Origin of the sequence: Mesorhizobium erdmanii USDA 3471, from assembly GCF_000472705.1 — a bacterium.
Classification (GTDB): Bacteria; Pseudomonadota; Alphaproteobacteria; order Rhizobiales; family Rhizobiaceae; genus Mesorhizobium; species Mesorhizobium erdmanii.
The window spans coordinates 60978-82767 of record NZ_AXAE01000013.1 but is presented as its reverse complement, the minus strand read 5'-3'; the positions used below and the strand labels follow the sequence as shown (position 1 = coordinate 82767).

Genomic DNA, 21790 nt, shown 5'->3' with positions numbered 1-21790 from the left:
GCTGCCGCCAGCATATCCATCTATGTATTGCCTCTATCGGCGGCGGTGCAAGTCTTGCCCTTGCGGCAAGGCGCCGAAAGATTTGCCGTCGAGAATCTTCCCCGTCGGCGGCACTTCCAACCGGTATCTTTTCGCATCCGTGGCCCGATGAGGGCACGACGCGGCATCGCTGTCGCCAGATGCCGGATCAATAAAAAAATGAGGTCGTTAACAATCTCGTGAATGGAAAAAACTGCTAATTTTTTCTGCCATTTAGCAAAATTGCGGATTTTTTTCCTGCTTCCCGAGGGGTAAGCAAACGGGGTGTTCCAAAGCCAGAAAAACGGTGCTTATATGCGCGCTTCGCGAGCCTGATAGAGGGGCTTGGAAGAACATCAGGGAGTGCTCAATGAAAAAGAAACTCGCTTTTGCGGCCGCGTTGTTGGCTGCAAGCGTCCTGGGCGGCGTGGCCAACGCCAAGACGCTTGTCTATTGCTCGGAAGCGTCGCCGGCCAATTTCGACCCGGGTACGACGACCGGTGGCAACGATTTCGATGCCTCGTCGCGCACCGTCTATTCGCGTCTGGTCGAGTTCAAGCATGGTGGCACCGAGGTTGAGCCCGGCCTCGCCGACAAGTGGGAAATCTCCGACGACGGCCTGGTCTATACGTTCCACCTGCATCCGGGCGTGAAGTTCCAGACCACGGACTATTTCAAGCCGACGCGTGATCTCAATGCGGACGACGTCGTATTCTCCTTCGATCGCCAGTTCAACAAGCAAAACCCCTGGAACGGCGACAAGTATCTGCCGAACCTGACCTGGGACTATTACACCGGCATGGACATGCCGAAATACGTCGCCAAGTGGGAAAAGGTCGATGATCTGACGGTCAAGCTGACGCTGACCGAGCCGAACGCGCCGATGCTGGCCAATCTCGGCATGGACTTCGCGTCGATCGTCTCGAAGGAATATGCCGACCAGTTGGCGAAGGACGGCAAGATGGCCGATTTCTCGACCAAGCCGATCGGCACCGGCCCGTTCCAGTTCGTCGACTACCAGCTGGATTCGGTCATCCGTTATGCGGCCAACCCGGACTATTTCAAGGGCAAGGAAAAGATCGACGATCTCGTCTTCGCCATCACGCCTGACGCCACCGCCCGCATCCAGAAGGTGCTTGCCGGCGAATGCGACATCGCGCCCTATCCGAACCCGGCCGACATCGGCACGATCAAGGCCAACAAGGACGTGACCCTGATGGATCAGGCCGGCCTGAACATCGGCTATATGAGCTACAACACCACCATCCCGCCGCTCGACAAGCCTGAGGTGCGCCACGCGCTCAACCAGGCGATCGACCGGGAAGCTCTGATCAAGTCGCTGTTCCAGGATGCCGGCGCCACGCCTGCCGAAAACCTGATCCCGCCGACCATGTGGTCGTGGAACAAGGACGTGAAAACCGACGCCTACGATCCGGATGCGGCCAAGAAAGTTCTGTCCGCTGCCGGGCTGACCGAAATCCAGCTCTGGGCTTCCGACCGTGTTCGCCCGTACAACCCGAACTTCCAGCGCGCCGCCGAACTGATCCAGGCCGACTGGGCCAAGGTCGGCGTCAAGGCAGAGATCGTCAACTACGAGTGGACCAAGTATCGCTCGGAGGGCAAGAAGAAGGACCGCCCAGGCGCCTTCCAGATTGGCTGGACCGGCGACAATGGCGATCCGGACAACTTCTTCGCCACCCTGTTCGCCTGCTCCGCCATCGGCGTCTCGAACTACTCCAGCTGGTGCGACAAGGACTTCGAAGACCTGATCCAGAAGGCCAAGAAGACCAGCGACCAGGCCGAGCGCGCCAAGCTCTATGGGGAGGCGCAGGTCGTCTTCCAGAAGCAGGCTCCGGCCTTCCTGCTGGCGCATAGCCAAGTCTACGCGGTCGTGCGCAAGAATGTCAGCGGTTTCATGATGGACCCGCTCGGCATTCACCGCTTCGACGGCGTTGACAAGGCCGAATAAGACTATAGAGCGGGGCGGCGCAATGAAGCGCCGCCCCCCTACATCATGCTAAAATATATCCTCCACCGAATTGCACTTTTGATCCCGACGCTTGTCGGCATCACGATCTGCGCCTTTGCGTTCGTCAGGTTGCTGCCCGGCGATCCGATCCTTGCCATGGCCGGCGAACACGGCGTGGCGCCGGCGCGTTACGAAGAGCTCAAGGAGCAGTTCGGCTACAATCTGCCGATCTGGCAGCAATATACGCGCTATGTCGGCGAGGTCGTGACCGGCGATTTCGGCGTTTCGATTTCGTCCAAGCGCCCGGTGCTTGAAGAGTTCAAGACGCTCTTCCCGGCGACGCTGGAGCTGTCATTCTTCGCCATGATCTTCGCCATGGTGCTCGGCATTCCGGCCGGCATCTTCGCGGCCATCAAGCGCGGCTCCTGGTTCGACCAGTCGCTGATGGGCACGGCGCTCGTCGGCTACTCCATGCCGATCTTCTGGTGGGGCCTGCTGCTGATCATCTTTTTCTCCGGCTATCTCGGCTGGACACCGGTCAACGGGCGTATCGACCTGCAGTACTTCTTCAAGCCGATCACCGGCTTCATGACCATCGACACCTTGCTCTACGGCAAATTCGATGCATTTCGTTCGGTATTGCGCCATCTGGTGCTGCCGACAATTGTGCTCGGTACCATTCCGCTGGCTGTGATAGCGCGCCAGACGCGCTCCGCGATGCTTGAGGTGCTGGGCGAGGACTACGTGCGGACGGCCCGAGCCAAGGGGCTTTCGTCGGCCCGAGTCATCGGCGTGCACGCTCTGCGCAACGCACTCATCCCGGTGGTCACCACCATCGGCCTGCAGGTTAGTACGCTGCTCGCCGGTGCCATCCTTACCGAAACGATCTTCTCCTGGCCTGGCATCGGCAGGTGGATGGTCGAATCCATATCCAAGCGCGACTATGTCGTCGTGCAGTCGGGCCTGCTCTTGATCGCCCTTATCGTCATGGCCGTGAACCTGATCGTCGATGTACTCTATGCCGTTATCAACCCGCGCATAAGGGCGGCGTGATGAGCCAGTCGACCGAAATCGCCCCGATGGCCGCCGGCAACCCGGATCGCCTCACTGGTCTCAGGACCTTCTGGTATTATTTCTCGGTGAACCGCGGCGCCGTCATCGGCCTGTTCGTATTCATCCTGCTCGTGCTGGCGGCGCTGTTTGCGCCGCTGCTGGCTCCCTATGCACCCGACGTCCAGGACAAGACCGCGTTCCTGCGGCCTCCGGCCTGGCAGGACGGAGGCTCGACACAATATCTGCTCGGCACCGATCCGGTCGGGCGCGACATCCTCTCGCGCCTTCTCTATGGCGCGCGCTTCTCGCTGCTCATTGGCGCGGTCGTGGTCTCGCTTGCGCTCACCGGCGGCATCACGCTCGGCCTGCTGGCCGGCTATTTTCGCGGCTGGGTCGACGTGGCGATCATGCGCGTCATGGACCTCATCCTGGCTTTCCCGTCGCTTCTTCTGGCACTGGTGATGGTCACCATCCTCGGCCCCGGCCTGTTCAATGCGATGCTGGCCATCGCGCTCGTCCTGCAGCCGCATTTTGCCCGGCTGGTGCGCGCGGCCGTCATGGCGGAGAAGAGCCGCGAATATGTCGTGGCCGCAAAGGTCGCGGGCGCGGGCCATACCAGACTGATGCTTCGCACGATATTGCCCAATTGCCTGGCACCGCTCATCGTCCAGGCGACCTTGTCGTTCTCCAATGCCATCCTCGAAGCGGCAGCCCTTGGCTTCCTCGGCCTCGGCGCGCAGCCGCCGACACCCGAATGGGGTACCATGCTCGCCACGGCGCGTGAATTCATCCTGCGCGCCTGGTGGGTGGTGACTTTCCCCGGCCTTGCCATCCTGATCACCGTGCTCGCCATCAACCTTGTCGGCGACGGCCTGCGCGACGCGCTCGATCCCAAGCTCAGGAGGTCGTGATGGCGTTGCTCGACATCCAGAACCTCGTCGTGGAATTCCAGACCGCATCCGGTTCCTTCCGCGCCGTCGATGGCGTTTCGCTGCATGTCGACGAACGCGAAGTGCTCGCCATCGTCGGCGAATCCGGCTCCGGCAAGTCGGTATCGATGCTGGCCGTGATGGGCCTGTTGCCGTGGACGGCCAAGGTCACCGCCGACAGGATGAGCTTTGGCGGCCGCGATCTTCTGAAACTGGGCCCTGCCGAGCGGCGCAAGATCGTCGGCAAGGACATGTCGATGATCTTCCAGGAGCCGATGGCCAGCCTCAATCCGTGCTTCACGGTTGGCTTCCAGATCGAGGAAGTGCTGCGCTTCCATATGGGCATGGACAAGACCCAGCGCCGGGCGCGCGCCATCGAATTGTTGAAGCAGGTCGGCATTCCGGAACCGGCGGAACGGCTGAACTCGTTCCCGCACCAGATGTCGGGCGGCCAGTGCCAGCGCGTGATGATCGCCATCGCTATTGCCTGCAATCCGAAGCTCTTGATCGCCGACGAGCCGACGACGGCATTGGACGTCACCATCCAGAAGCAGATCCTTGATCTTCTGGTCTCGCTGCAGGCCAAATACGGCATGGGCCTGATCATGATCACCCACAATATGGGCGTGGTGGCGGAAACCGCCGACCGCGTCATCGTCCAGTACAAGGGCCGCAAGATGGAAGAGGCCGACGTGCTGTCGCTGTTCGAAAGCCCGAAGAGCAACTATACGCGCGCGCTGCTCTCGGCGCTACCCGACAACGCGGTGGGCAACCGCCTGCCGACCGTCTCCGACATGCTGTTCGAGCCGGCGCCCCAGGACGTTAGTACGACTGGAGCCAGCGCATGACCAAGGTCGTCGAAGGCAAGGACATCAAGCGCGACTACCATGTCGGTGGCGGGCTGTTTCGCGGCGCGCGCACCGTGCATGCCGTGAAGGGCGTTTCCTTCAGCGTCGAGAAGGGCAAGACGCTGGCCATCGTCGGCGAATCGGGCTGCGGCAAGTCGACGCTCGCCCGCATCATCACGCTGATCGATCCAGCGACTTCGGGCGAACTGTTCATCGACGGCAACAAGGTCGACATCGCCAGGGGCGGCTTGACCAGGGAGATGCGCCGCAAGGTGCAGATCGTCTTCCAGAATCCATACGGGTCGCTCAATCCGCGCCAGAAGATCGGCGACGTACTTGGCGAACCGCTGCTCATCAACACCGACAAGCCGGCCGAGGAACGGCGCGACCTCGCCATGAAGATGCTGAAGAAGGTCGGCCTCGGACCCGAGCACTACAACCGCTACCCGCACATGTTCTCGGGCGGCCAGCGCCAGCGCATCGCCATCGCCCGCGCGCTGATGCTGAACCCGAGCCTGTTGGTGCTCGACGAACCGGTGTCCGCGCTCGACCTGTCGGTGCAGGCGCAGGTGCTCAACCTGCTCGCCGACCTGCAGGACGAATTCCAGCTGACCTATGTCTTCATCAGCCACGATCTGTCCGTGGTGCGCTACATCGCCGACGATGTGATGGTGATGTATTTCGGCGAGGCGGTCGAATATGGCTCGCGCGACGAGGTCTTCTCAAACCCCAAGCACAGCTACACCAAGACGCTGTTCGCCGCGACGCCGCGCGCCGACGGCGCTTCGATCAAAGCGCGGTTGGCGAAGAAGGCGGCCGCCTGAGGCTGCAAGCGGCAACCGTCAGGCACCCTTCGTCCATCAGGACAGCTTGGCGATGATCGCGCGCAGCGCTTCTCCGAATTTGTGGATTTCCTCGACCGTGTTGTAGTGCACGAGCGAGGCGCGGATGGCGCCGCTGTCCATCGACAGGTTCAGGCGTTTCATCAGCCGTGGCGCGTACATGTGGCCGTCGCGGATGCCGATCTGCATCTCGGCCATTTCCTCGACGATGCGTTGCGGCGACAGTTTGCCGATGTTGAAGCAGAAAGTCGGCACGCGCTCGTTGAGGCGGGCCTCGTCGGCGACGCCGTAGATCGTCGCACCGCAATCCTTCAGCACCTTCATCATCTCGCGTGCTAAAAGCAGCTCGTAGTCGCGAATGGCGCCCATGCCGGCCACGATGTTTTCGCGACGCGAGCGGTTGTTGGAGGGCGCCAGATTGCGGCCGATCAGCTCCAGGTACTGCACAGCGGCGTCCATGCCGGAGACATTCTCGTAGATGAAGGTGCCGGCCTCGACCTTGTAGGGCGGCTCGTCGGGGATGAAATCCTCTCGAAAAGTCGGCAGCCGCTTCAGCGTGTCGAAGCGGCCCCACAGGAAGCCCATATGCGGCGAGAAGTTCTTGTAGCCGGAACAGACGAGGTAGTCGCAATCCCAGGCCTGGACGTCGATCAGCCCGTGCGGCCCAAAGTGCACGCAATCGAGGAACACTTCCGCGCCGGCCGCGTGCGCGATCTCAGCCACCGAAGCGACATCGACGATCGAGCCGATCGAATGCGCGGTCACTGTGCAGGCGACGAGACGGGTGCGATCGGAGACAAGCGGGCGCAAATCGTCGACATGCAGGTTGCCGTCCTCGCGCATGCGCCACCATTTGAATTTCGCCCCGGCCGATTCCAGCGCCAGCCAGGTAGCGATGTTGGCGTCATGGTCCATGTCGGTGATGATGATCTCGTCGCGTTCTCCCTCTGAATCCCTGGCGAGCATCTGGCCAATGCCGAGGCTGACGAGGCGGATGAAAGAGGTGGCGTTCATGCCGAAGCAGATTTCGGCCGGGCTATAGGCATTGATCAGCAGTGCTACGCTTGTCCGCGCATCGGCGACCGACTGGTCGACGGTGACGCTGCGGCCATAGCGGCCGCCGCGCTGCACATTGTGCGAGACAAGGTGGTTGGTCACCGCGTCGAGCACGCTCTGCGGGATCTGCGCGCCGGCGGCATTGTCCATGAAAATGAAGTCGCCGGCCCGCTGCAGGGCGGGAAACATGTCGCGGATGGTGTCGACGGGGAACGCTGCGGCGTTCGCATTGCCGGTTTGATGCTTGTTCACGGATACGCTCCTGCGAAGAATTTGGCGGGTGGATCGGTTGGGAATGTCAGCGCGTCTTCTCGGTCTTGAAGCGGTCTTCAAGCAGGCTGACGAGGCGCACCATCGGCCAGAGGAAGATGAGATAGACCAGCGCCGCGCCGATCAGCGGCGACGGGTTGGCGTAGAGCGACTGCGCGTTGGTCGCTTCCTTCAAGAGTTCCGGCAGCGCCACGGTGGAGGCCAGCGAGGTGTCCTTGAACATCGACACGCAATTGCTGGTCATCGGCGGAATGACCACGCGGATCGCCTGCGGCAGCACCACCTTGCGCAACGTCAAAAGGAACGGCAGGCCCAGCGCCTGCGACGCCTCGAACTGGCCGCGCGGAATGCTTTCGATGCCGGAGCGGAACACTTCCGCCGAATAGGCCGACATGATGAAGGCGAACGCCGTCACAGCGGACGCCCAGGACGACAGGCGTATGCCGAGGAAGGGCAGCGCGTAGTAGATCAGGATCAGCACCACCAGCACCGGCAGCGCGCGAAAAATATCGGTGTAGCCGACCGCCAGCCAGCGTACCGGCTTCGGCGCATAGAGCCGCAGCAGGCTGATCACCAGACCGATGGGAATGCCGATGCTGATGCTCAGGATGCCGAGCAGCAGCGTGTTCAGGAAACCGCGCAGCAGCGCCGGCAGGCTGGACATGATAACATCGGGATTGAAGAAAGTGTCGATCAGCGACATGGGAGCGTTCCCGAACCGTTTTGCGTCCCGTGACGCTGGAGCAGGGCCCGGAAACACCGAAAGCGGTTTTGCCGCGCTGACCTGTGGTTCCGGGGAAGGATCATCAGTGAAAACGAGGCGTGCCGGCCTTTGAGCCGGCACGCCCCTGTTCTCAGTTGCCGCTCAGGCCTTCGGCAGCGGCATTTCCTTGACCGTCGAGGAATCGGCCGGAGCGTCGCTGCCGAACCACTTCTTGTGGATCGCGGCCAGTGTGCCGTCCTTCTTCATCGCGGTCAGCGCGTCGTTGAGCTTGCCAAGCAGCGGATGGTCCTTGGTCATCATCAGGCCGTACTGCTCGCCCGTCTTGATGCGCTGCTTGACCTTCAGGTCCTTCATCTTGGTGAAGGAGTATTCCATGCCCGGAATGTCGCTGACGGCGGCGTCGACGCGGCCGGCGCTGAGGTCGAGCAGCAGGTTCTGCTGGGTATCATAGCCCTTCACGTCGCTGAAGCCGTCGGCTTCCTGATGCGCCTTGACCCAGGTCTCGCCGGTCGAGCCGGACAACACGCCTACGATCTTGCCCTTGAGGTCGGCCTCGGCGTTGATAGCGCTGTCGGTCTTGGTGGCGATGCCCATGTCGGAATCATAGTAGGGCTGGGTAAAGGACTGCGACTTCAGGCGCTCCGGGGTGATGGTGATCGAGGAGATGGCGACGTCGATACGCTTCGAGGTGGTAGCCGCGAACAGCGCCTGGAAGCCGAGGTCGGCGATGTCGGTGGTCATGCTGATGCGCTTGGCCGCCTCATTGACGATGTCGACTTCAAAGCCCTCGAAGGTGCCGCTCTCGTTCTTGTATTCGAAGGGCGGATTGGTCGGATAGGCGCCGACATTAAGCACATCGGCGGCGTGAGACGTGGCCGGGCCGGCGGCGATGCCGATGGCGGCGGCGAAAAGGATGAGGTTGCGACGGTTGAGCTTCATTTGGTGTTCCCTCTGGGGTGTTCCCTCTGGTTGTTGATCGGACGGGGCTGTCCCCGCACGGTTTCTTGCCGCCCCACCTCCCAGCGGGGCGTCAATTCATGGCAGCGACCATCCGCGCTTGGCGAAGGTCCCTGTATGCAGGTCATGGATTTGGCCGCGCACGCCATCGAGAGCAGGGCGCACGCTGGACGACGACTGGGGCAGCATGAACGACAAGGACTGAACCCCTCCCACCCGAAGCACTACGATGGACTGCACGGCAAGCCCCGCCGGCACGGCAGTCACTATCGTTTTTGAATGCTTATCCAAAGTGGGACGCTTTTCAAGGCGAAAGTTTTAAGCTTAAAAAGATTGGCGGGTCTGTTGCTCCGGCGATACGTCTTTTTTGCCAGGCCGCGCCCGTCTATGCCAATTCGTCGCGTGCGGCTGCAGCGTTGGCCGCGGCGCCGGCGCCCAGAAACATCGTGTCGCTGGCCAGCACGAAGAAACTGGCGCCGATGGCTGCCCAGCGGCTGACGGTCTGTGGGCTGGCGCAAAATATGCCGGCGGCTTTGCCATGCGCGACCGTCGCGCCGATGATCGTCCTGATCGCCGCGTTCAGCCTGTCGACGCCTTGCGGTCCGATCGCGTCGATCGACACCGAAAGGTCGCCGGGGCCGACGAAGATCACGTCGACGCCATCGACGGCCGCGATCGCGTCAATGTTGGCGAGCCCCTCGGCTGTCTCGACCTGGACCGCGACGACGGTTCTGTCATTGGCGCCGGCAAGATACTCGGGAATGCGATAGCCATAGCCGGCGGCCCGGCCAGGCCCGACGCCGCGCTCGCCCAGTGGCGGATAACGCGAGGCTTTGACGGCCGTCGCGGCTTGCGCGGCGGTTGACACGCGCGGCACCAGCACGCCTTGCGCTCCGCTGTCGAGTGCCGCCTGGATGGCTTCCGCCGCATGGCCGGGAACGCGCACCATCGCCGGCACGCGATGGACGTCCGCCGCGCGCACCATGGTCTCGATCATGTCGCGCGAGATCTGGGCATGCTCCCAGTCGATGCAGAGGAAGTCGAGGCCGGCCAGCGCCATCACTTCGACCGCGACGGGATGGGGAATGGCGGCAAAGGAGCCGACGAGGTTTGCCTTGCCGATGCATTTCTGGCGGAATTCGTTCATGCCGGTCCCTTTTCGTCTGGCCCAAAGTCATATCCGCAAACGACACCCAGGCGAAGCTATTTCAGGCTTGAAATATTCTGGCGCGGGCCTAGCGTGTGGCCTCCCGCCGCGAGTTCCCGAGATGATCAAAGCGCATCCCCTGCACGGCCCGAACAAACTGAAGCTCGGCGTCTTCTCGAGCAATGCCGATGGCGGCCTTGCCATCACCGATGTGCCGGAGCGCTGGACGGCGAGCTGGCAGGACAATCTGACGGCGGCGCAAATAGCCGACCGCGCCGGGCTGGAGTTCATGCTGCCGATCGCGCGCTGGCGCGGTTTTGGCGGCCGCAACAAGGTTCGCGAATGGTCGTTCGAGACCTTCACCTGGGCAGCGGCGCTTGGCGTCGCCACTGACCGGATCGGGCTGTTCATGACCGTGCACGTGCCGCTGGTGCATCCGCTCTACGCCGCCAAGGCGCTGGCGACGGTCGATCACATCAGTAAGGGCCGCGCCGGCCTCAACATCGTCTGTGGCTGGAACCCGAAGGAATTCGGTATGTTCGGCACGCCGCTGGTCGAGAAGGGATATGAGCAGGCCGCGGAATGGATCGAGATTCTCGAGAAGCTTTACGCGTCGACGGAGCCTCTGGACTACGAAGGCACCTATTATCGCCTCAAGGAAGCCGTCAGCCGGCCGGCGAGCCTGCAGCTTCCACGCCCGGTGACCATGAACGCCGCTTTCGGCGGCCCGGGCCGCGATTTCGCCGCCGCCAAATGCGATTACCTGTTCACGACCTTTTCCGAACTGAACGATGCCGGCAAGCATGTCGCCGACATCCGCGAACGGGCCGACAAGGTCGGCCGCGACGTCGGTGTCTATACGGTGGCGCACGTTGTCTGCCGCCCGACGATGGAAGAGGCGCAGGCCTATTACAACAGGTATGCCGTCGAAATGGCCGACCACGAGGCGGTCGACGCCCATATGGCTGGCAAGAAGGAATTCTCGCAGTCGCACGACCCGCACGCCTATGACCGTTACCGCCAGCGCTTCGCCGGCGGCGCCGGCACCTATCCGTTAATTGGCACACCGGAAACGATCGCTGCCGACATGGCCGCCATATCGGGGCATGGCTACCAGGGCATCGCGCTCTCCTTCGTCAACTACACCAGGGAATTGCCCTATTTCTGCGATCAAGTGTTGCCGCTGCTGAGGCAGGCAGGCCTTCGCGGGTAATGACGACAGATCAATCCGGAATGACGGCCGTCGCCTGAATCTCCACCTTGGCGCGGTCCTCGACCAGCGCCACCACCTGCATGGCGGCCATCGCAGGAAAATGCCGGCCGATCACCTCACGATAGGCTTCGCCGATGCCCCTGAGGTTGGCGAGATATTCGGTTTTGTCGGTGAAATACCAGGTCATCGAGGTGATGTGCTTCGGCTCGGCGCCGGCCTCGGTCAGCACCGCGACGATGTTTTGCAGCGTCTGCCGCACCTGGCCGACAAACTCGTCGGTCTCGAACTGGCATTGCCCGTTCCAGCCGACCTGTCCGCCGACGAAGATGAGCTGCCCACGCGCCGCGACGCCATTGGCGTAGCCGACCGGCTTGACCCAGCCTTCCGGCTGCAGAATCTCGTGCATGTCTAGCCTCCCGGTATTCCTGAAAACCAACTCTCGAAATCGTAATGCTCGTCAATGTCTAGCCGTCAGGCCGCGCCCATCATTTGCCGCGCGATGACCACTTTCTGCACGTCGGAAGCGCCCTCGTAGATGCGCAGCGCGCGGATCTCGCGATAGAGGCTTTCGACGATATGGCCCTTGCGCACACCGTCGCCGCCGTGCAGTTGCACCGCCTTGTCGATCACCTCCTGCGCCTTGTCCGTGGCAAACAGTTTGGCCATCGCCGCTTCGCGTGTTACCCGGGCGGCACCCATGTCCTTGGTCCATGCCGCGCGATAGACCAAAAGGGCGGCGGCGTCGACGTCGAGCGCCATGTCGGCGATATGGCCCTGGACCATCTGCAACTCGCCCATCGGCGCGCCGAACAGGTTTCGCTCGGCCACCCTTTTGAGGCTTTCGTCCAGGGCGCGGCGGGCAAAGCCAAGCGCCGCCGCCCCGACGGTCGAGCGGAACACGTCGAGCACCGACATGGCTATGCGGAAGCCGTCGCCCGGCTTGCCTATCAAGGCGGCAGCCGGAACGCGGACATTGTCGAAGGACAGCCGCGCCAGTGGGTGCGGCGCGATCACCTCAAGCCGTTCCGCGATGCCGAGGCCCTTCGTCTCGGCCGGCACGATGAAGGCGGAAAGGCCCTTGGCGCCTGGCGCCGCGCCGGTGCGGGCAAAGACGATGTAGAGATCGGCAATGCCACCATTGGAGATCCAGGTCTTCTCGCCGGAAAGCACATAGCTATCGCCGTCGCGGGTCGCCGTCATTTCCATATTGGCGACGTCCGAACCCGAACGAGGTTCGGAGAGCGCAAAGGCGGAAATCGTCTCGCCGGCCCGCGTCCTAGCCAGCCAGTGTTGCTGTTCCGGCGTGCCGAATAGCGAGATGGCCCCCGTGCCCAGCCCTTGCATGGCGAAGGCGAAATCGGCGAGCCCGTCATGCCGCGCCAGCGTCTCGCGGGTGATGCACAGAGTGCGCACATCGAGCGGGCCGGGATTGTCGGTATCCACCGCTGTCGGCTTCAGCCAACCGTCCCGGCCGAGTTTTTGCACGAGCGCGCGGCAGGCGGAATCGACGTCATGGTGATCGACGGGGAGATTTGTCGCGCACCATGCCTCCAGCCGCTCGGCCAGTTCGCGATGACGGTCCTCTAAGAACGGCCAGGAGAGGAAGGAACGGTCAGGCATGCTTGTCTCCGCAGTGCTTCGGAGGCAGCGCTCTACGACGCCCCCCTCTGTCCTGCCGGACATCTCCCCCACGAGGGGGGAGATCGGATGTCGTCGGCGCCTTCGCCGATCGCCACCGTCTCAGGAGGGGCGCCGGCGTCCAAGCTGCCAATCTCCCCCCTAGTGGGGGAGATGTCCGGCAGGACAGAGGGGGGCGCTGTCCCGCCGACATGTCTGTTTTCATCGAAGAAAACATCCTCAATTTCCCTCGAACACTGGCTTTTCCTTGGCCACGAACGCCTTGTAGGCACGCTCGAAATCGCGCGTCTGCATGCAGATCGCTTGCGCCTGCGCTTCGGCCTCGATGGCCTGGTCGAGGCCCATCGACCATTCCTGGTTGAGCTGCGTCTTGGTGATGCCGTGGGCGAAGGTCGGGCCGGAGACGATGCGAGCCGCCATGTCGAGCGCGTCGGCTTCGAGCGAAGCAGCATCGACCAGCCTGTTGTAGAACCCCCAGCGCTCGCCCTCGGCGGCCGTCATGGTGCGGCCGGTATAGAGCAGTTCGGCGGCGCGGCCCTGGCCGATGATGCGCGGCAGGATCGCGCAGGCACCCATGTCGCAGCCGGCGAGGCCGACGCGGGTGAACAGGAAGGCGGTCTTGGCTTCCGGCGTGGCGATGCGGATGTCCGAGCTCATGGCGATGATGGCGCCGGCGCCGACCGCGACACCGTCGACGGCTGCAATGATCGGCTTGCCGCAGTTCAGCATCGCCTTGACGAAATCGCCGGTCATGCGGGTGAAAGCCAGGAGCTCTTTCATGTCCATCTTGACCAGCGGGCCGATAATGTCGTGGACATCGCCGCCCGAGCAGAAATTGCCGCCATTGGAGAGGAACACCACCGCGTCGACATCATCGGCATAGACGAGGTCGCGGAAAGTGTCGCGCAGTTCCGCGTAGCTGTCGAAGGTCAGCGGGTTCTTGCGCTCCGGCCGGTCGAGCCGGACCTTGGCGATCCTGCCCTCTACCTCCCAGAGGAAATGCTTCGGCTTGCGGCCGGCCATCCCGGTCATTCCCGTCCCTCCCAGTTGCTGCGGAATGAGGTCAGCATGCCGGTCAGCCGGCGCGCGTCCTCCTCGCTGACCTTGCCCAGCAATTCGCCGATCCAGCCCTCATGCGCGGCGGCGATGGTGGCAAAGGATTTGCTACCTTCGTCGGTGAGCCGCACCATTGACGTGCGGCGGTCGCCATTGCGGCGCGCACGCGCCACCAGCCCTTCCGAAACCAGCCGGTCGACAATTCCGGTGACATTGCCGTTGGAGACCAAAAGGAAGCGCGACAGGTCGCTCATCAGCATGCCTTCCGGCGCGCGGTAGAGCGCCGCCATCACGTCGAAGCGCGGCAGCGTCGTATCGAATTCCTTCTTCAAGCGCTCGCGCAACTCGGCCTCGATCGTGCGCGAGGCCCGCAGCAGCCTGATCCACAGGCGCAGCCGGTCCTTGCCGGGTCCCGACGGCACGGGCAGGGGGCCGGCTACCATGTCTCGCCTCCTGAGATGGAAATTGCCTGTCCGGTGATCGATGCCGCCGCATCGCCGCACAGCCACAGCACGGCGGCGGCGACCTCCTGTGGCTGGATGAAGCGGCCTTGCGGATTGGTCGAGGCAAGGCTCGCCCGCGCCTCGTCGGCCGAACGCCCGGTCTTCTCGACAATGCGCTGGATGGACTCTTCCAGCATGTCGGTTTCTACAAACCCCGGACACACCGCATTGACGGTCACCCCGGACTTCGCCGTCTCCGCCGCCAGTGCCCGCATCAACCCGACGACGCCATGCTTGGCCGCCACGTAAGGCGCGACATAGGCGTAGCCTTTCAACCCGGCTGTGGAGGCGATGAAGACAATCCGCCCTGATTTCCGCGCAGCCATGCCGGCCAGCGCCGGCTTCACCGTCAGGAAGGCGCCGGTCAGGTTGACGTCGAGCGTCTCCTGCCAATCGGCCAGCGCGGTCTTGTGCGCCGGCGAGCTGCCGGCCTTGCCGGCATTGGCGACGACGATGTCGAAGGCTCCGCGCGCTTTCTCTGCTGTTTCGTAAAGTGACGCCATCGCCGCCTCATCGGTGACGTCGGCGGCGATGCCATGGATGCGGTCACTTTCGCTGGTCACCTTGGCAAGTCCCGCTTCGCGTCGGCCGCAGATGGTCACATTGACGCCAGCGCCAGCCAGCGCCAGCGCGATGGCCCGGCCGACACCGGAGCCGCCGCCGGTGACCAGCGCATGCTTGCCGGAGATCGCCGTTGCGGCCGTCATACTTTCAGCCCCGCGGCGGCATCACGCTCGGCAAGCCTGTAGAGCTGGTCGCGTCCGGGCAGGTAGGGATCCGGCCATTTGACGCCGCGGTCGCCAAGTGTCACCGCCGCATGCAACGTCCAGTACGGGTCGGCGAGATGCGGCCGCGCCAGCGCCACCAGGTCGGCGCGGCCGGCCATCAGGATCGAATTGACATGGTCCGGCTCGTAGATGTTGCCGACCGCCATTGTCGCCATGCCGACCTCGTTGCGGATGCGGTCGGAAAACGGCGTCTGGAACATTCGGCCATAGACCGGCTTTGCCAATGTCGAAGTCTGGCCGGCCGAGACGTCGCATATATCGACTCCCGCCTCATGCAGCAGCCGCGCGATCTCAACCGCGTCGGCGGGCGTCACGCCTTCGATGCCGACCCAGTCATTGGCCGAAATGCGCACCGAGATCGGTTTGTGCGCCGGCCAGGCCGCACGCACCGCGTGGAAGATTTCAAGGGGATAGCGCATGCGATTCTCAAGCGAACCGCCATAGTCGTCCGTGCGCTGGTTGGTGACCGGGGTGATGAAGGACGACAGCAGATAGCCGTGTGCCGCGTGGATTTCCAGCATGTCGAAGCCGCAGCGATCGGCCATCTCGGCCGAAGCGACAAACTGGTCGCGTACCCGATCCATATCGGCGCGGTCCATCGCCTTCGGCACCTGATTCTGCGGTGACCATGCGACGGCCGATGCCGCCATGACAGGCCAGTTGCCCGAGGCAAGCGGCACGTCGGTGCCTTCCCAGCCGAGCCGGGTCGAGCCCTTGGCGCCGGAATGGCCGATCTGCGCGCAGATCTTGGCCTCGGTCTCGGCGTGGACGAAGCCGACCAGTCGCTTCCACGCCACCTCGTGCTCGGGCGCGTAGAAGCCGGGACAGCCAGGCGTGATTCGCCCTTCGGGACTGACGCAGGTCATCTCGATATAGACGAGGCCGGCGCCGCCCTTGGCCCGCTCGGCGTAGTGGGTGAAGTGCCAGTCGGTCGGACAGCCGTCGACGGCCTTGTACTGCGCCATCGGTGAGACGACGACGCGATTGTTGAGCCTGAGGTCGCGCAACTTGAACGGCGCGAACATCGGCGCCCGGCGCAGCCTGTTGCCGCCGGCGCCGGCCTGGCGCTGAAACCATTCTTCTGCGCTTTCAAGCCATTGGGCGTCGCGCAGCCGCAGATTCTCGTGGCTGATGCGCTGCGAGCGAGTCAGCAGCGAATAGTTGAACTGCACCGGATCGAGGCCGAGATAGCGCTCGACCTCCTCGAACCATTCCAGCGAATTGCGCGCCGCCGATTGCAGCTTCAACACCTCGGTGCGGCGCGCATCCTCATATTTGCGGAAGGCGGCATCGAGGTCCGGCTCGGTTTCGACGTACTCGGCCAGCGCGACGGCACTTTCCAGGGCGAGTTTGGTGCCTGAGCCGATCGAGAAATGCGCCGATGCCGCCGCGTCGCCCATCAGCGCCAGGTTCTTGTACGACCAGCGCTCGCACAGCACGCGCGGAAAATTGATCCAGGCCGAGCCGCGGATGTGGTTGGCATTGGTCATCAGCGCGTGGCCGCCAAGATGCTTGGCGAAGATGCGCTCGCAGGTGGCGATCGATTCCTGCTGCGACATCGAGCCGAAGCCGAAAGCCTGCCATGTCCGCTCGCTGCACTCGACGATAAACGTCGCGGTCTCGCTGTCGAACTGGTAGGCGTGCGCCCACACCCAGCCATGCTCGGTCTTCTCGAAGATGAAGGTGAAGGCGTCGTCGAATTTCTGGTTGGTGCCGAGCCAGACGAACTTGCATTTGCGCGTGTCGATGTCGGGCTTGAAGATATCGACGAAGGTGTTGCGCGCCCGCGAATTCAGCCCGTCGGCGGCAACCACCAGATCATGCGTCTCCATATAAGGCTTGGGATCGGCGATGTCGGTCTCGAACATCAGCTTGACGCCGAGTTCGCGGGCGCGGCGCTGCAGCAGGATCAGCAAACGCTTGCGGCCGATGCCGCAGAAACCATGCCCTGAAGAAACCGTGCGCACGCCGTCATGGATGACGGCGATGTCATCCCAATAGGCAAAATGCTTCTTGATCCATACGGCGCTGACCGGATCGTTTTTCGCGAGGTTATCGAGCGTTTCGGCCGAAAGCACCACGCCCCAGCCGAACGTATCGTCGGCGCGGTTGCGTTCGAACACCGTCACATCGTGCGCGGCGTCCCTCAGCTTCATCGAAATGGCAAAGTAGAGGCCGGCTGGTCCGCCGCCGAGAACCGCAACCTTCATCCGTGCGATCTCCTCTTCGCTTGCTGTTTTGTGAGTATCGCGCCGGCGGCAAGATATTTCAAGCTTAAAGTTTTATATCGAAATCATTGTGCGGACACTGGAGTGGCGCGCTTGCGTGCCGACGCGCAAGCGCGCGCTAGAGCAATTCCAGGAAAAGTGTGAACGGTTTTCCCGGGAGAAACGCATGGCGCTTCCCCTTGGGAATTGCGTCATAACAAAGAGCTAGAGCAGTCCGCCGTTTCCGTGAAATGGCGGACTGCTATAGTCATTTGTCCGGGTTCTTCGGGCTCCACAGGACGGTCTCGGCTCCCTTCTCATAGGCCATGCCGTCGGGGTAGCTGATCGCTTCCAGTTGCAGTCCCCAGGGCGCCTGGAAATAGAGAATGGTCTGGCCCGCGGCAGGCCCTTCCTTGACCGGTAGCGGCCCCATCCTCGTCTTGACGCCCTTGCCGTCGAGATAGGCTTTCGCCGCGGCGACATCGTCGACATAGAAGGCAATGTGAAAACCGCCAATGTCGCTGTTCTTCGGCGTCAGGTCCTTCTGGTCGGGCGCGGTGTATTTGAACAGCTCGATGTTCGATCCATAGCCGCAACGCACCATGGTGATCTGCTCGATGACAGCCTTGGGATCAACGCCCAGGAGATCCTGCATGAAGGTGCCCTTGTCGTCGGCGAACGGCCCGAACGACATCGCCCTCTTGCAGCCGACCACCTCGGTGAAGAAGTCGACCGCCTGCTTCATGTCGGGGACAGTTATGCCGGTATGATCATGGCCGCGCATGCCGGGGATCGAATCCGCCGAGGCCAATCCGGCGCTGCCAAGGACAGCGGCGGCGAGCGCTGCAGTTCGAAGTATGGTCTTCATGTCAGTCCTCTCCATTGGCGGGACCTGGGTCTTGTCCGTCACACGTCCGAGGTCCGCTTGTCGGCGTGCGTATGTATTTCATGTCGGCGCCTTGGCGGCGGCAGGAACATCCAGCCAGCCGGCATCGATCTCGGGCAGCGGAATGGCTACGATGAGATCGCGCGTGTAAGCCTCTGCGGGATTTTCGAACAAAGCGTCGGTGGCGCTGGCTTCGACGATCCTGCCCTCGCGCATGACGATCACTTGCTTGCACAGCCGTCGGATGACCGAAAGATCGTGGCTGATGAAGGCGACGGTCAGGCCCATCTCCGCGGCGAGCTTCTCCAGCAGGGTCAGGATCTGCGCCTGCGTCGACACGTCGAGACCCGAAACGATCTCGTCGGCCAGCACGAATTTCGGCGACAGGGCCAGCGCGCGCGCAATGCCAACGCGCTGACGCTGGCCGCCCGACAATTCGTGGCGGTAGCGGCTGGCGAAGCTCTGCGGCAGGCCGACCCGCTGCAGCGCTTCGGCGATGCGTTCCTTGAGCCTGTCGCCAAGCCCGTTCTGCTTAAGCGGCGCGGCGATGATGCTGCCAATGGTGCGGCGCGGGTTGAGCGACGACATCGGATCCTGGAAGATCATCTGCAGATCGCGGCGCAGTGGCCGCAGTCCCGCCTCCGGCAGATGGGTAATATCTCGGCCGTCGAAGGCGATGCTGCCGGCGCTGGGCTCCAGCAGCCGCACCAAGGCTCGGCCCAGCGTCGATTTACCGGACCCGGATTCGCCGACGATGCCAGTCACCGAACCCCTGGGCAGATCGAAATCCAGGCCTTTCAAAATCTCGGCCAGCGGCGCCCGGCCGATCAGCGGCTTGCGCGTCATGTCGGGCAACGCCACCTTCAGCCCGCGCACGGAAAACAGCGGCTCAACCATGCGGCCGCCTCCAGGCCTGATCGGCTGCGGCGATTTCGGCGGCAAGTCCTGCCAGCACAGCCTCGTCCACCGGCTTCAGCGAGGCGAACGGATCGGTGTAGCGCGGCGTCGCCGCCATCAGCGCCCGTGTGTAGGGGTGTTGTGGCGCGGCGAAGAGAGCAACTGTGTCGGCCTCCTCCACCACTTTGCCGGCATAAAGCACCGACACCTTCTGGCTGATCTTGGCGACGACGCCGAGATCGTGGGTGACGAACAGGATCGCCGTACCGTGCTCGCGCTGCAACGCGGCGATGAGGCGTAGGATCTGCTTCTGAACGGTGACGTCGAGCGCCGTGGTCGGCTCGTCGGCGACGATCAGGCGTGGCTCGGCGGCGAAGGCGGCGGCGATCAGCACGCGCTGGCGCATGCCGCCGGAGAGTTCATGCGGATAGCTTTTCAGCACACGGTCCGGATCGCGGATCTGCACCTCGTCCAGCAATTGCCGGATGCGGGTGTCGGCCTTCTCGCCGCCCCAGCCGAGAATACGCACAAGCCGGTCGGTCATTTGCGGACCGATGCGGCGTGACGGATTGAGCGCGGTCAGCGGGTCTTGCGGGATGAGCGCCGTACGCGCACCGATCAGCGTGCGCCGTGCCTTCGGCTGCAGCTTGCCGAGGTCTTCGCCCTCGAGCTTCATATCGCCTTCGACGATGCGCACGCTCGACGGCAGCACGCCGAGCACCGCCTTGCCGATCATCGTCTTGCCGGCGCCGCTCTCGCCGACCAGCGCGCGGACCTCGCCGGGCTGGACGGAAAGCGAGACCGAGCGCAGCACGCGCTGGCCGTTCGGCAGCACGGCGCTAAGATTGTTTATTTCGAGACAGGCGTTCATCGCAGCACCGGATCGAAACGCGTCTTCAGCGCTTCGCCGAACTGGCTGAACGACAGCACGGTGAGGATCAGCGTGATGAGCGGGAACACCAGCACCCACCAGGCCTGATGGATCGAAAGCCTTCCTTCGGCGATGAGGCCGCCCCAGGTCGGATCGTCGGTCGAGATCGACAGATTGACGAAGGACAGGATCGCCTCGACGATGACGGCAATGCCCATCTCCAGCGACAGCAGCGCCACGATCGATGGCACCACGTTGGGCAATACTTCACGCAGCATGATGCCGATGCGGCCATAGCCGGCGATGCGCGCATTCTCGACATAGTCCATGCGCGACTGACCCATCGCTTCCGCGCGGATCACCCGGCAGAAGCGCGTCCAGTCGATGATGGCGATCGCAAGGATGACGGAACTGAGCCCCGTGCCGAGTACGGCCACCAGCAGGATGGCGAACAGCACCGGCGGAAACGCCATCCAGATGTCGACGATGCGCGAGATGATGCGGTCGGCCCAACCGCCGAAATAGCCCGCGATAAGCCCGAGCGTCGAGCCGACAAGACAGGCGGCGATGGCTGCCGCAAAGGCGACCATGAAGGCGATGCGGCCGCCGAAGATCAGCCGCGAGAGCAGGTCGCGGCCGAGACTGTCGGTGCCCAGCCAATAACCGGGCTCGGCGCCGTTGAGCCAGAAGGGCGGCAGCCGCTCCAGCATCAGATCCTGCGCCAGCGGATCCTGAGGCGCGACCAGCGGCGCGAAGATCGCCGCCAGCAGCGCCAGCAGCAGCCAGCCGCCGGCGAGCCACAACCTTGGGCTCAGCCCACGCCTCGAGGCCTTATCCATGGCGCAGCCTCGGATTGAGCAGCGCATACATCATGTCGACGGCAAGGTTGATCAGCACGAACAGCAGCGCGAAGACCAGCACGATGCCCTGGATAAGCGGCAGGTCGCGGTTGATGACCGCATCGATCGCCATGTTGCCGAGGCCTTCATAGGAAAACAGCCGCTCGACGATGACGGTGCCGCCGATGAGGAAGGTGAATTGCACGCCGACCAGCGTCAGTGTCGGCAAGGCGGCGTTCTTCAGCGCTTCGCGCAGGATGACCTGCGTCTCCGAAAAACCCTTCACCCGCGCCAGCACGACATAGTCGAGGTCGAGCACTTCCTTGAGCGACTGTTTCAACAGTTGCGCGATGATCGCCGCCAGGGGCAGCGCCAGCGCCACGGCCGGCATCAGCATGTGCTTCAGCAGGTCCCAGGTCAGGTCGAAGCGCAGCCGAAGCAGGCTTTCGAAGAAATAGAACTGGGTGACGAAGGGCAAATCGAGCTGCGGCGACACCCGGCCGGAAATGTCGAAGATCGGCACCAGCACGCCGAACAGCAGGATCAGGACCAAGCCCCACAGGAAGTCGGGAATGGACAGCGCCGCACCGCTGGCGATATCGATGCCGGCCTCGACCGCCGTGCCGCGCTCGCGCGCGCCGAGGATCGCCGTCGTGCCGCCGAGCAGAACCGCCATGATGAGGGCCACGATGGCCAGTTCCAGCGTCGCCGGCAGCCGGTTGAAGACGAGGCCGAGCACGTCCTGCCTGAGCGAGATCGAGGTACCGAAATCGCCCCTGACAACGCCGGACAGCCAGATGAAGAATTGCTGCACGATGGTCTTGTCTAGCCCGTAGAGCGCGCGCAGGCGGGCGATGTCGTCATCCGTGGCGCCCGGCGGCAGCATCATGGCGATCGGATCGCCGGGCGCGACGCGGATCACGACGAAGACGACGACGGCCACGCCGAACAGCGTGATCAGCATCGTCAGCAGACGGATCAGGAATCGTTGCAGGAGCATGTAAATCTTTGCGGGAGCCCGGGGGCTCGTATGCCCGATGGAAAATGCGCGCCGTCATTGGCTACGGCGCGCGGCAATT

General features: G+C 63.3%; 21 protein-coding genes. 6 read left to right on the top strand and 15 right to left on the bottom strand.

All coding sequences use genetic code 11. From position 1 onward, the window contains the following. Window positions 1-388: 388 nt before the first annotated feature. From A3AU_RS0109450 to A3AU_RS0109430, 5 genes are read left to right on the top strand one after another with little or no spacing between them, the layout of a single operon-like run. The gene (locus A3AU_RS0109450; protein ID WP_027052583.1) at window positions 389-1987 is read left to right on the top strand and encodes an ABC transporter substrate-binding protein; all 1599 of its coding nucleotides are present in this window, start codon (window positions 389-391) and stop codon (window positions 1985-1987) included. Between the two features lie 45 nt (window positions 1988-2032). Next, window positions 2033-3040: an ABC transporter permease subunit gene (locus A3AU_RS0109445; protein ID WP_027052582.1), complete on the top strand. Its 1008-nt coding sequence runs from the start codon at window positions 2033-2035 to the stop codon at window positions 3038-3040. Further along, the gene (locus tag A3AU_RS0109440) at window positions 3040-3951 is read left to right on the top strand and encodes an ABC transporter permease subunit (protein WP_027052581.1); all 912 of its coding nucleotides are present in this window, start codon (window positions 3040-3042) and stop codon (window positions 3949-3951) included. The genes A3AU_RS0109445 and A3AU_RS0109440 overlap by 1 nt, the downstream gene beginning before the upstream one ends. Continuing rightward, entirely contained in the window at window positions 3951-4817 is an 867-nt protein-coding gene (locus tag A3AU_RS01000000135220) for an ABC transporter ATP-binding protein (RefSeq protein WP_081709482.1), read from the top strand. The genes A3AU_RS0109440 and A3AU_RS01000000135220 overlap by 1 nt, the downstream gene beginning before the upstream one ends. Next, on the top strand, window positions 4814-5641 hold the full coding sequence (locus A3AU_RS0109430; protein WP_027052580.1) for a dipeptide ABC transporter ATP-binding protein: 828 nt from the start codon (window positions 4814-4816) through the stop codon (window positions 5639-5641). The genes A3AU_RS01000000135220 and A3AU_RS0109430 overlap by 4 nt, the downstream gene beginning before the upstream one ends. 36 nt (window positions 5642-5677) lie before the next feature. On the opposite strand, the gene A3AU_RS0109425 is transcribed toward A3AU_RS0109430, so the two are convergent. From A3AU_RS0109425 to A3AU_RS0109410, 4 genes are all read right to left on the bottom strand, one after another. Continuing rightward, window positions 5678-6967 carry a cysteine desulfurase-like protein gene (locus A3AU_RS0109425; RefSeq protein ID WP_027052579.1) on the bottom strand — a complete coding sequence of 430 codons (1290 nt, stop codon included), beginning with the start codon at window positions 6965-6967 and terminating at the stop codon, window positions 5678-5680. 46 nt (window positions 6968-7013) lie between these two features. Next, on the bottom strand, window positions 7014-7688 hold the full coding sequence (locus tag A3AU_RS0109420; protein WP_027052578.1) for an amino acid ABC transporter permease: 675 nt from the start codon (window positions 7686-7688) through the stop codon (window positions 7014-7016). Between the two features lie 162 nt (window positions 7689-7850). After that, entirely contained in the window at window positions 7851-8648 is a 798-nt protein-coding gene (locus tag A3AU_RS0109415) for an ABC transporter substrate-binding protein (protein WP_027052577.1), read from the bottom strand. Between the two features lie 403 nt (window positions 8649-9051). Continuing rightward, entirely contained in the window at window positions 9052-9813 is a 762-nt protein-coding gene (locus A3AU_RS0109410; RefSeq protein ID WP_027052576.1) for an HpcH/HpaI aldolase family protein, read from the bottom strand. A gap of 121 nt (window positions 9814-9934) precedes the next feature. Here A3AU_RS0109410 and A3AU_RS0109405 point away from each other — a divergent pair, with 121 nt between their 5' ends. Then, window positions 9935-11026, top strand: a complete 1092-nt coding sequence (locus tag A3AU_RS0109405) for an LLM class flavin-dependent oxidoreductase (RefSeq protein WP_027052575.1) — start codon at window positions 9935-9937, stop codon at window positions 11024-11026. A 10-nt stretch (window positions 11027-11036) separates the two neighbouring features. On the opposite strand, the gene A3AU_RS0109400 is transcribed toward A3AU_RS0109405, so the two are convergent. The 11 genes from A3AU_RS0109400 to A3AU_RS0109350 form a co-directional block, all read right to left on the bottom strand. Further along, window positions 11037-11432 carry a RidA family protein gene (locus tag A3AU_RS0109400; RefSeq protein WP_027052574.1) on the bottom strand — a complete coding sequence of 132 codons (396 nt, stop codon included), beginning with the start codon at window positions 11430-11432 and terminating at the stop codon, window positions 11037-11039. Window positions 11433-11497: 65 nt separating this feature from the next. Then, the gene (locus A3AU_RS0109395; RefSeq protein ID WP_027052573.1) at window positions 11498-12646 is read right to left on the bottom strand and encodes an acyl-CoA dehydrogenase family protein; all 1149 of its coding nucleotides are present in this window, start codon (window positions 12644-12646) and stop codon (window positions 11498-11500) included. Between the two features lie 237 nt (window positions 12647-12883). Beyond that, complete coding sequence (locus A3AU_RS0109390; protein ID WP_027052572.1) at window positions 12884-13696, bottom strand: enoyl-CoA hydratase family protein; 813 nt, start codon at window positions 13694-13696, stop codon at window positions 12884-12886. Next, window positions 13693-14163 (bottom strand): MarR family winged helix-turn-helix transcriptional regulator, encoded by a 471-nt coding sequence (locus A3AU_RS0109385; protein ID WP_027052571.1) that lies wholly within the window; start codon window positions 14161-14163, stop codon window positions 13693-13695. Before A3AU_RS0109385 ends, A3AU_RS0109390 begins: the two co-directional genes overlap by 4 nt. Beyond that, window positions 14157-14930: an SDR family NAD(P)-dependent oxidoreductase gene (locus A3AU_RS0109380; protein WP_027052570.1), complete on the bottom strand. Its 774-nt coding sequence runs from the start codon at window positions 14928-14930 to the stop codon at window positions 14157-14159. The genes A3AU_RS0109385 and A3AU_RS0109380 overlap by 7 nt, the downstream gene beginning before the upstream one ends. Next, complete coding sequence (locus tag A3AU_RS0109375; RefSeq protein ID WP_027052569.1) at window positions 14927-17221, bottom strand: bifunctional salicylyl-CoA 5-hydroxylase/oxidoreductase; 2295 nt, start codon at window positions 17219-17221, stop codon at window positions 14927-14929. Before A3AU_RS0109375 ends, A3AU_RS0109380 begins: the two co-directional genes overlap by 4 nt. Window positions 17222-17486: 265 nt before the next feature. Then, window positions 17487-18086, bottom strand: coding sequence for a VOC family protein (locus A3AU_RS0109370; protein WP_027052568.1), 600 nt, complete (start codon window positions 18084-18086; stop codon window positions 17487-17489). A gap of 78 nt (window positions 18087-18164) precedes the next feature. Continuing rightward, window positions 18165-19001, bottom strand: coding sequence for an ATP-binding cassette domain-containing protein (locus A3AU_RS0109365; RefSeq protein ID WP_027052567.1), 837 nt, complete (start codon window positions 18999-19001; stop codon window positions 18165-18167). Beyond that, window positions 18994-19872, bottom strand: a complete 879-nt coding sequence (locus A3AU_RS0109360; RefSeq protein ID WP_027052566.1) for an ABC transporter ATP-binding protein — start codon at window positions 19870-19872, stop codon at window positions 18994-18996. The genes A3AU_RS0109365 and A3AU_RS0109360 overlap by 8 nt, the downstream gene beginning before the upstream one ends. Continuing rightward, a complete protein-coding gene (locus A3AU_RS0109355; RefSeq protein WP_027052565.1) occupies window positions 19869-20711 on the bottom strand; it encodes an ABC transporter permease in 843 nt (280 codons plus the stop codon). The genes A3AU_RS0109360 and A3AU_RS0109355 overlap by 4 nt, the downstream gene beginning before the upstream one ends. Then, a complete protein-coding gene (locus A3AU_RS0109350) occupies window positions 20704-21711 on the bottom strand; it encodes an ABC transporter permease (protein ID WP_027052564.1) in 1008 nt (335 codons plus the stop codon). Before A3AU_RS0109350 ends, A3AU_RS0109355 begins: the two co-directional genes overlap by 8 nt. Window positions 21712-21790: the final 79 nt, after the last annotated feature.

Coding starts and splice junctions, on each gene's coding strand:
- A3AU_RS0109410 (WP_027052576.1), bottom strand. CDS start 9,813: ATGAACGAATTCCGCCAGAAATGCATCGGCAAGGCAAACCTCGTCGGC.
- A3AU_RS0109380 (WP_027052570.1), bottom strand. CDS start 14,930: ATGACGGCCGCAACGGCGATCTCCGGCAAGCATGCGCTGGTCACCGGC.
- A3AU_RS0109445 (WP_027052582.1), top strand. CDS start 2,033: ATGCTAAAATATATCCTCCACCGAATTGCACTTTTGATCCCGACGCTT.
- A3AU_RS0109390 (WP_027052572.1), bottom strand. CDS start 13,696: ATGACCGGGATGGCCGGCCGCAAGCCGAAGCATTTCCTCTGGGAGGTA.
- A3AU_RS0109350 (WP_027052564.1), bottom strand. CDS start 21,711: ATGCTCCTGCAACGATTCCTGATCCGTCTGCTGACGATGCTGATCACG.
- A3AU_RS0109370 (WP_027052568.1), bottom strand. CDS start 18,086: ATGAAGACCATACTTCGAACTGCAGCGCTCGCCGCCGCTGTCCTTGGC.
- A3AU_RS0109400 (WP_027052574.1), bottom strand. CDS start 11,432: ATGCACGAGATTCTGCAGCCGGAAGGCTGGGTCAAGCCGGTCGGCTAC.
- A3AU_RS0109405 (WP_027052575.1), top strand. CDS start 9,935: ATGATCAAAGCGCATCCCCTGCACGGCCCGAACAAACTGAAGCTCGGC.
- A3AU_RS0109440 (WP_027052581.1), top strand. CDS start 3,040: ATGAGCCAGTCGACCGAAATCGCCCCGATGGCCGCCGGCAACCCGGAT.
- A3AU_RS0109395 (WP_027052573.1), bottom strand. CDS start 12,646: ATGCCTGACCGTTCCTTCCTCTCCTGGCCGTTCTTAGAGGACCGTCAT.
- A3AU_RS0109355 (WP_027052565.1), bottom strand. CDS start 20,711: ATGGATAAGGCCTCGAGGCGTGGGCTGAGCCCAAGGTTGTGGCTCGCC.
- A3AU_RS0109430 (WP_027052580.1), top strand. CDS start 4,814: ATGACCAAGGTCGTCGAAGGCAAGGACATCAAGCGCGACTACCATGTC.
- A3AU_RS0109420 (WP_027052578.1), bottom strand. CDS start 7,688: ATGTCGCTGATCGACACTTTCTTCAATCCCGATGTTATCATGTCCAGC.
- A3AU_RS0109360 (WP_027052566.1), bottom strand. CDS start 19,872: ATGAACGCCTGTCTCGAAATAAACAATCTTAGCGCCGTGCTGCCGAAC.
- A3AU_RS0109385 (WP_027052571.1), bottom strand. CDS start 14,163: ATGGTAGCCGGCCCCCTGCCCGTGCCGTCGGGACCCGGCAAGGACCGG.
- A3AU_RS0109365 (WP_027052567.1), bottom strand. CDS start 19,001: ATGGTTGAGCCGCTGTTTTCCGTGCGCGGGCTGAAGGTGGCGTTGCCC.
- A3AU_RS01000000135220 (WP_081709482.1), top strand. CDS start 3,951: ATGGCGTTGCTCGACATCCAGAACCTCGTCGTGGAATTCCAGACCGCA.
- A3AU_RS0109375 (WP_027052569.1), bottom strand. CDS start 17,221: ATGAAGGTTGCGGTTCTCGGCGGCGGACCAGCCGGCCTCTACTTTGCC.
- A3AU_RS0109415 (WP_027052577.1), bottom strand. CDS start 8,648: ATGAAGCTCAACCGTCGCAACCTCATCCTTTTCGCCGCCGCCATCGGC.
- A3AU_RS0109450 (WP_027052583.1), top strand. CDS start 389: ATGAAAAAGAAACTCGCTTTTGCGGCCGCGTTGTTGGCTGCAAGCGTC.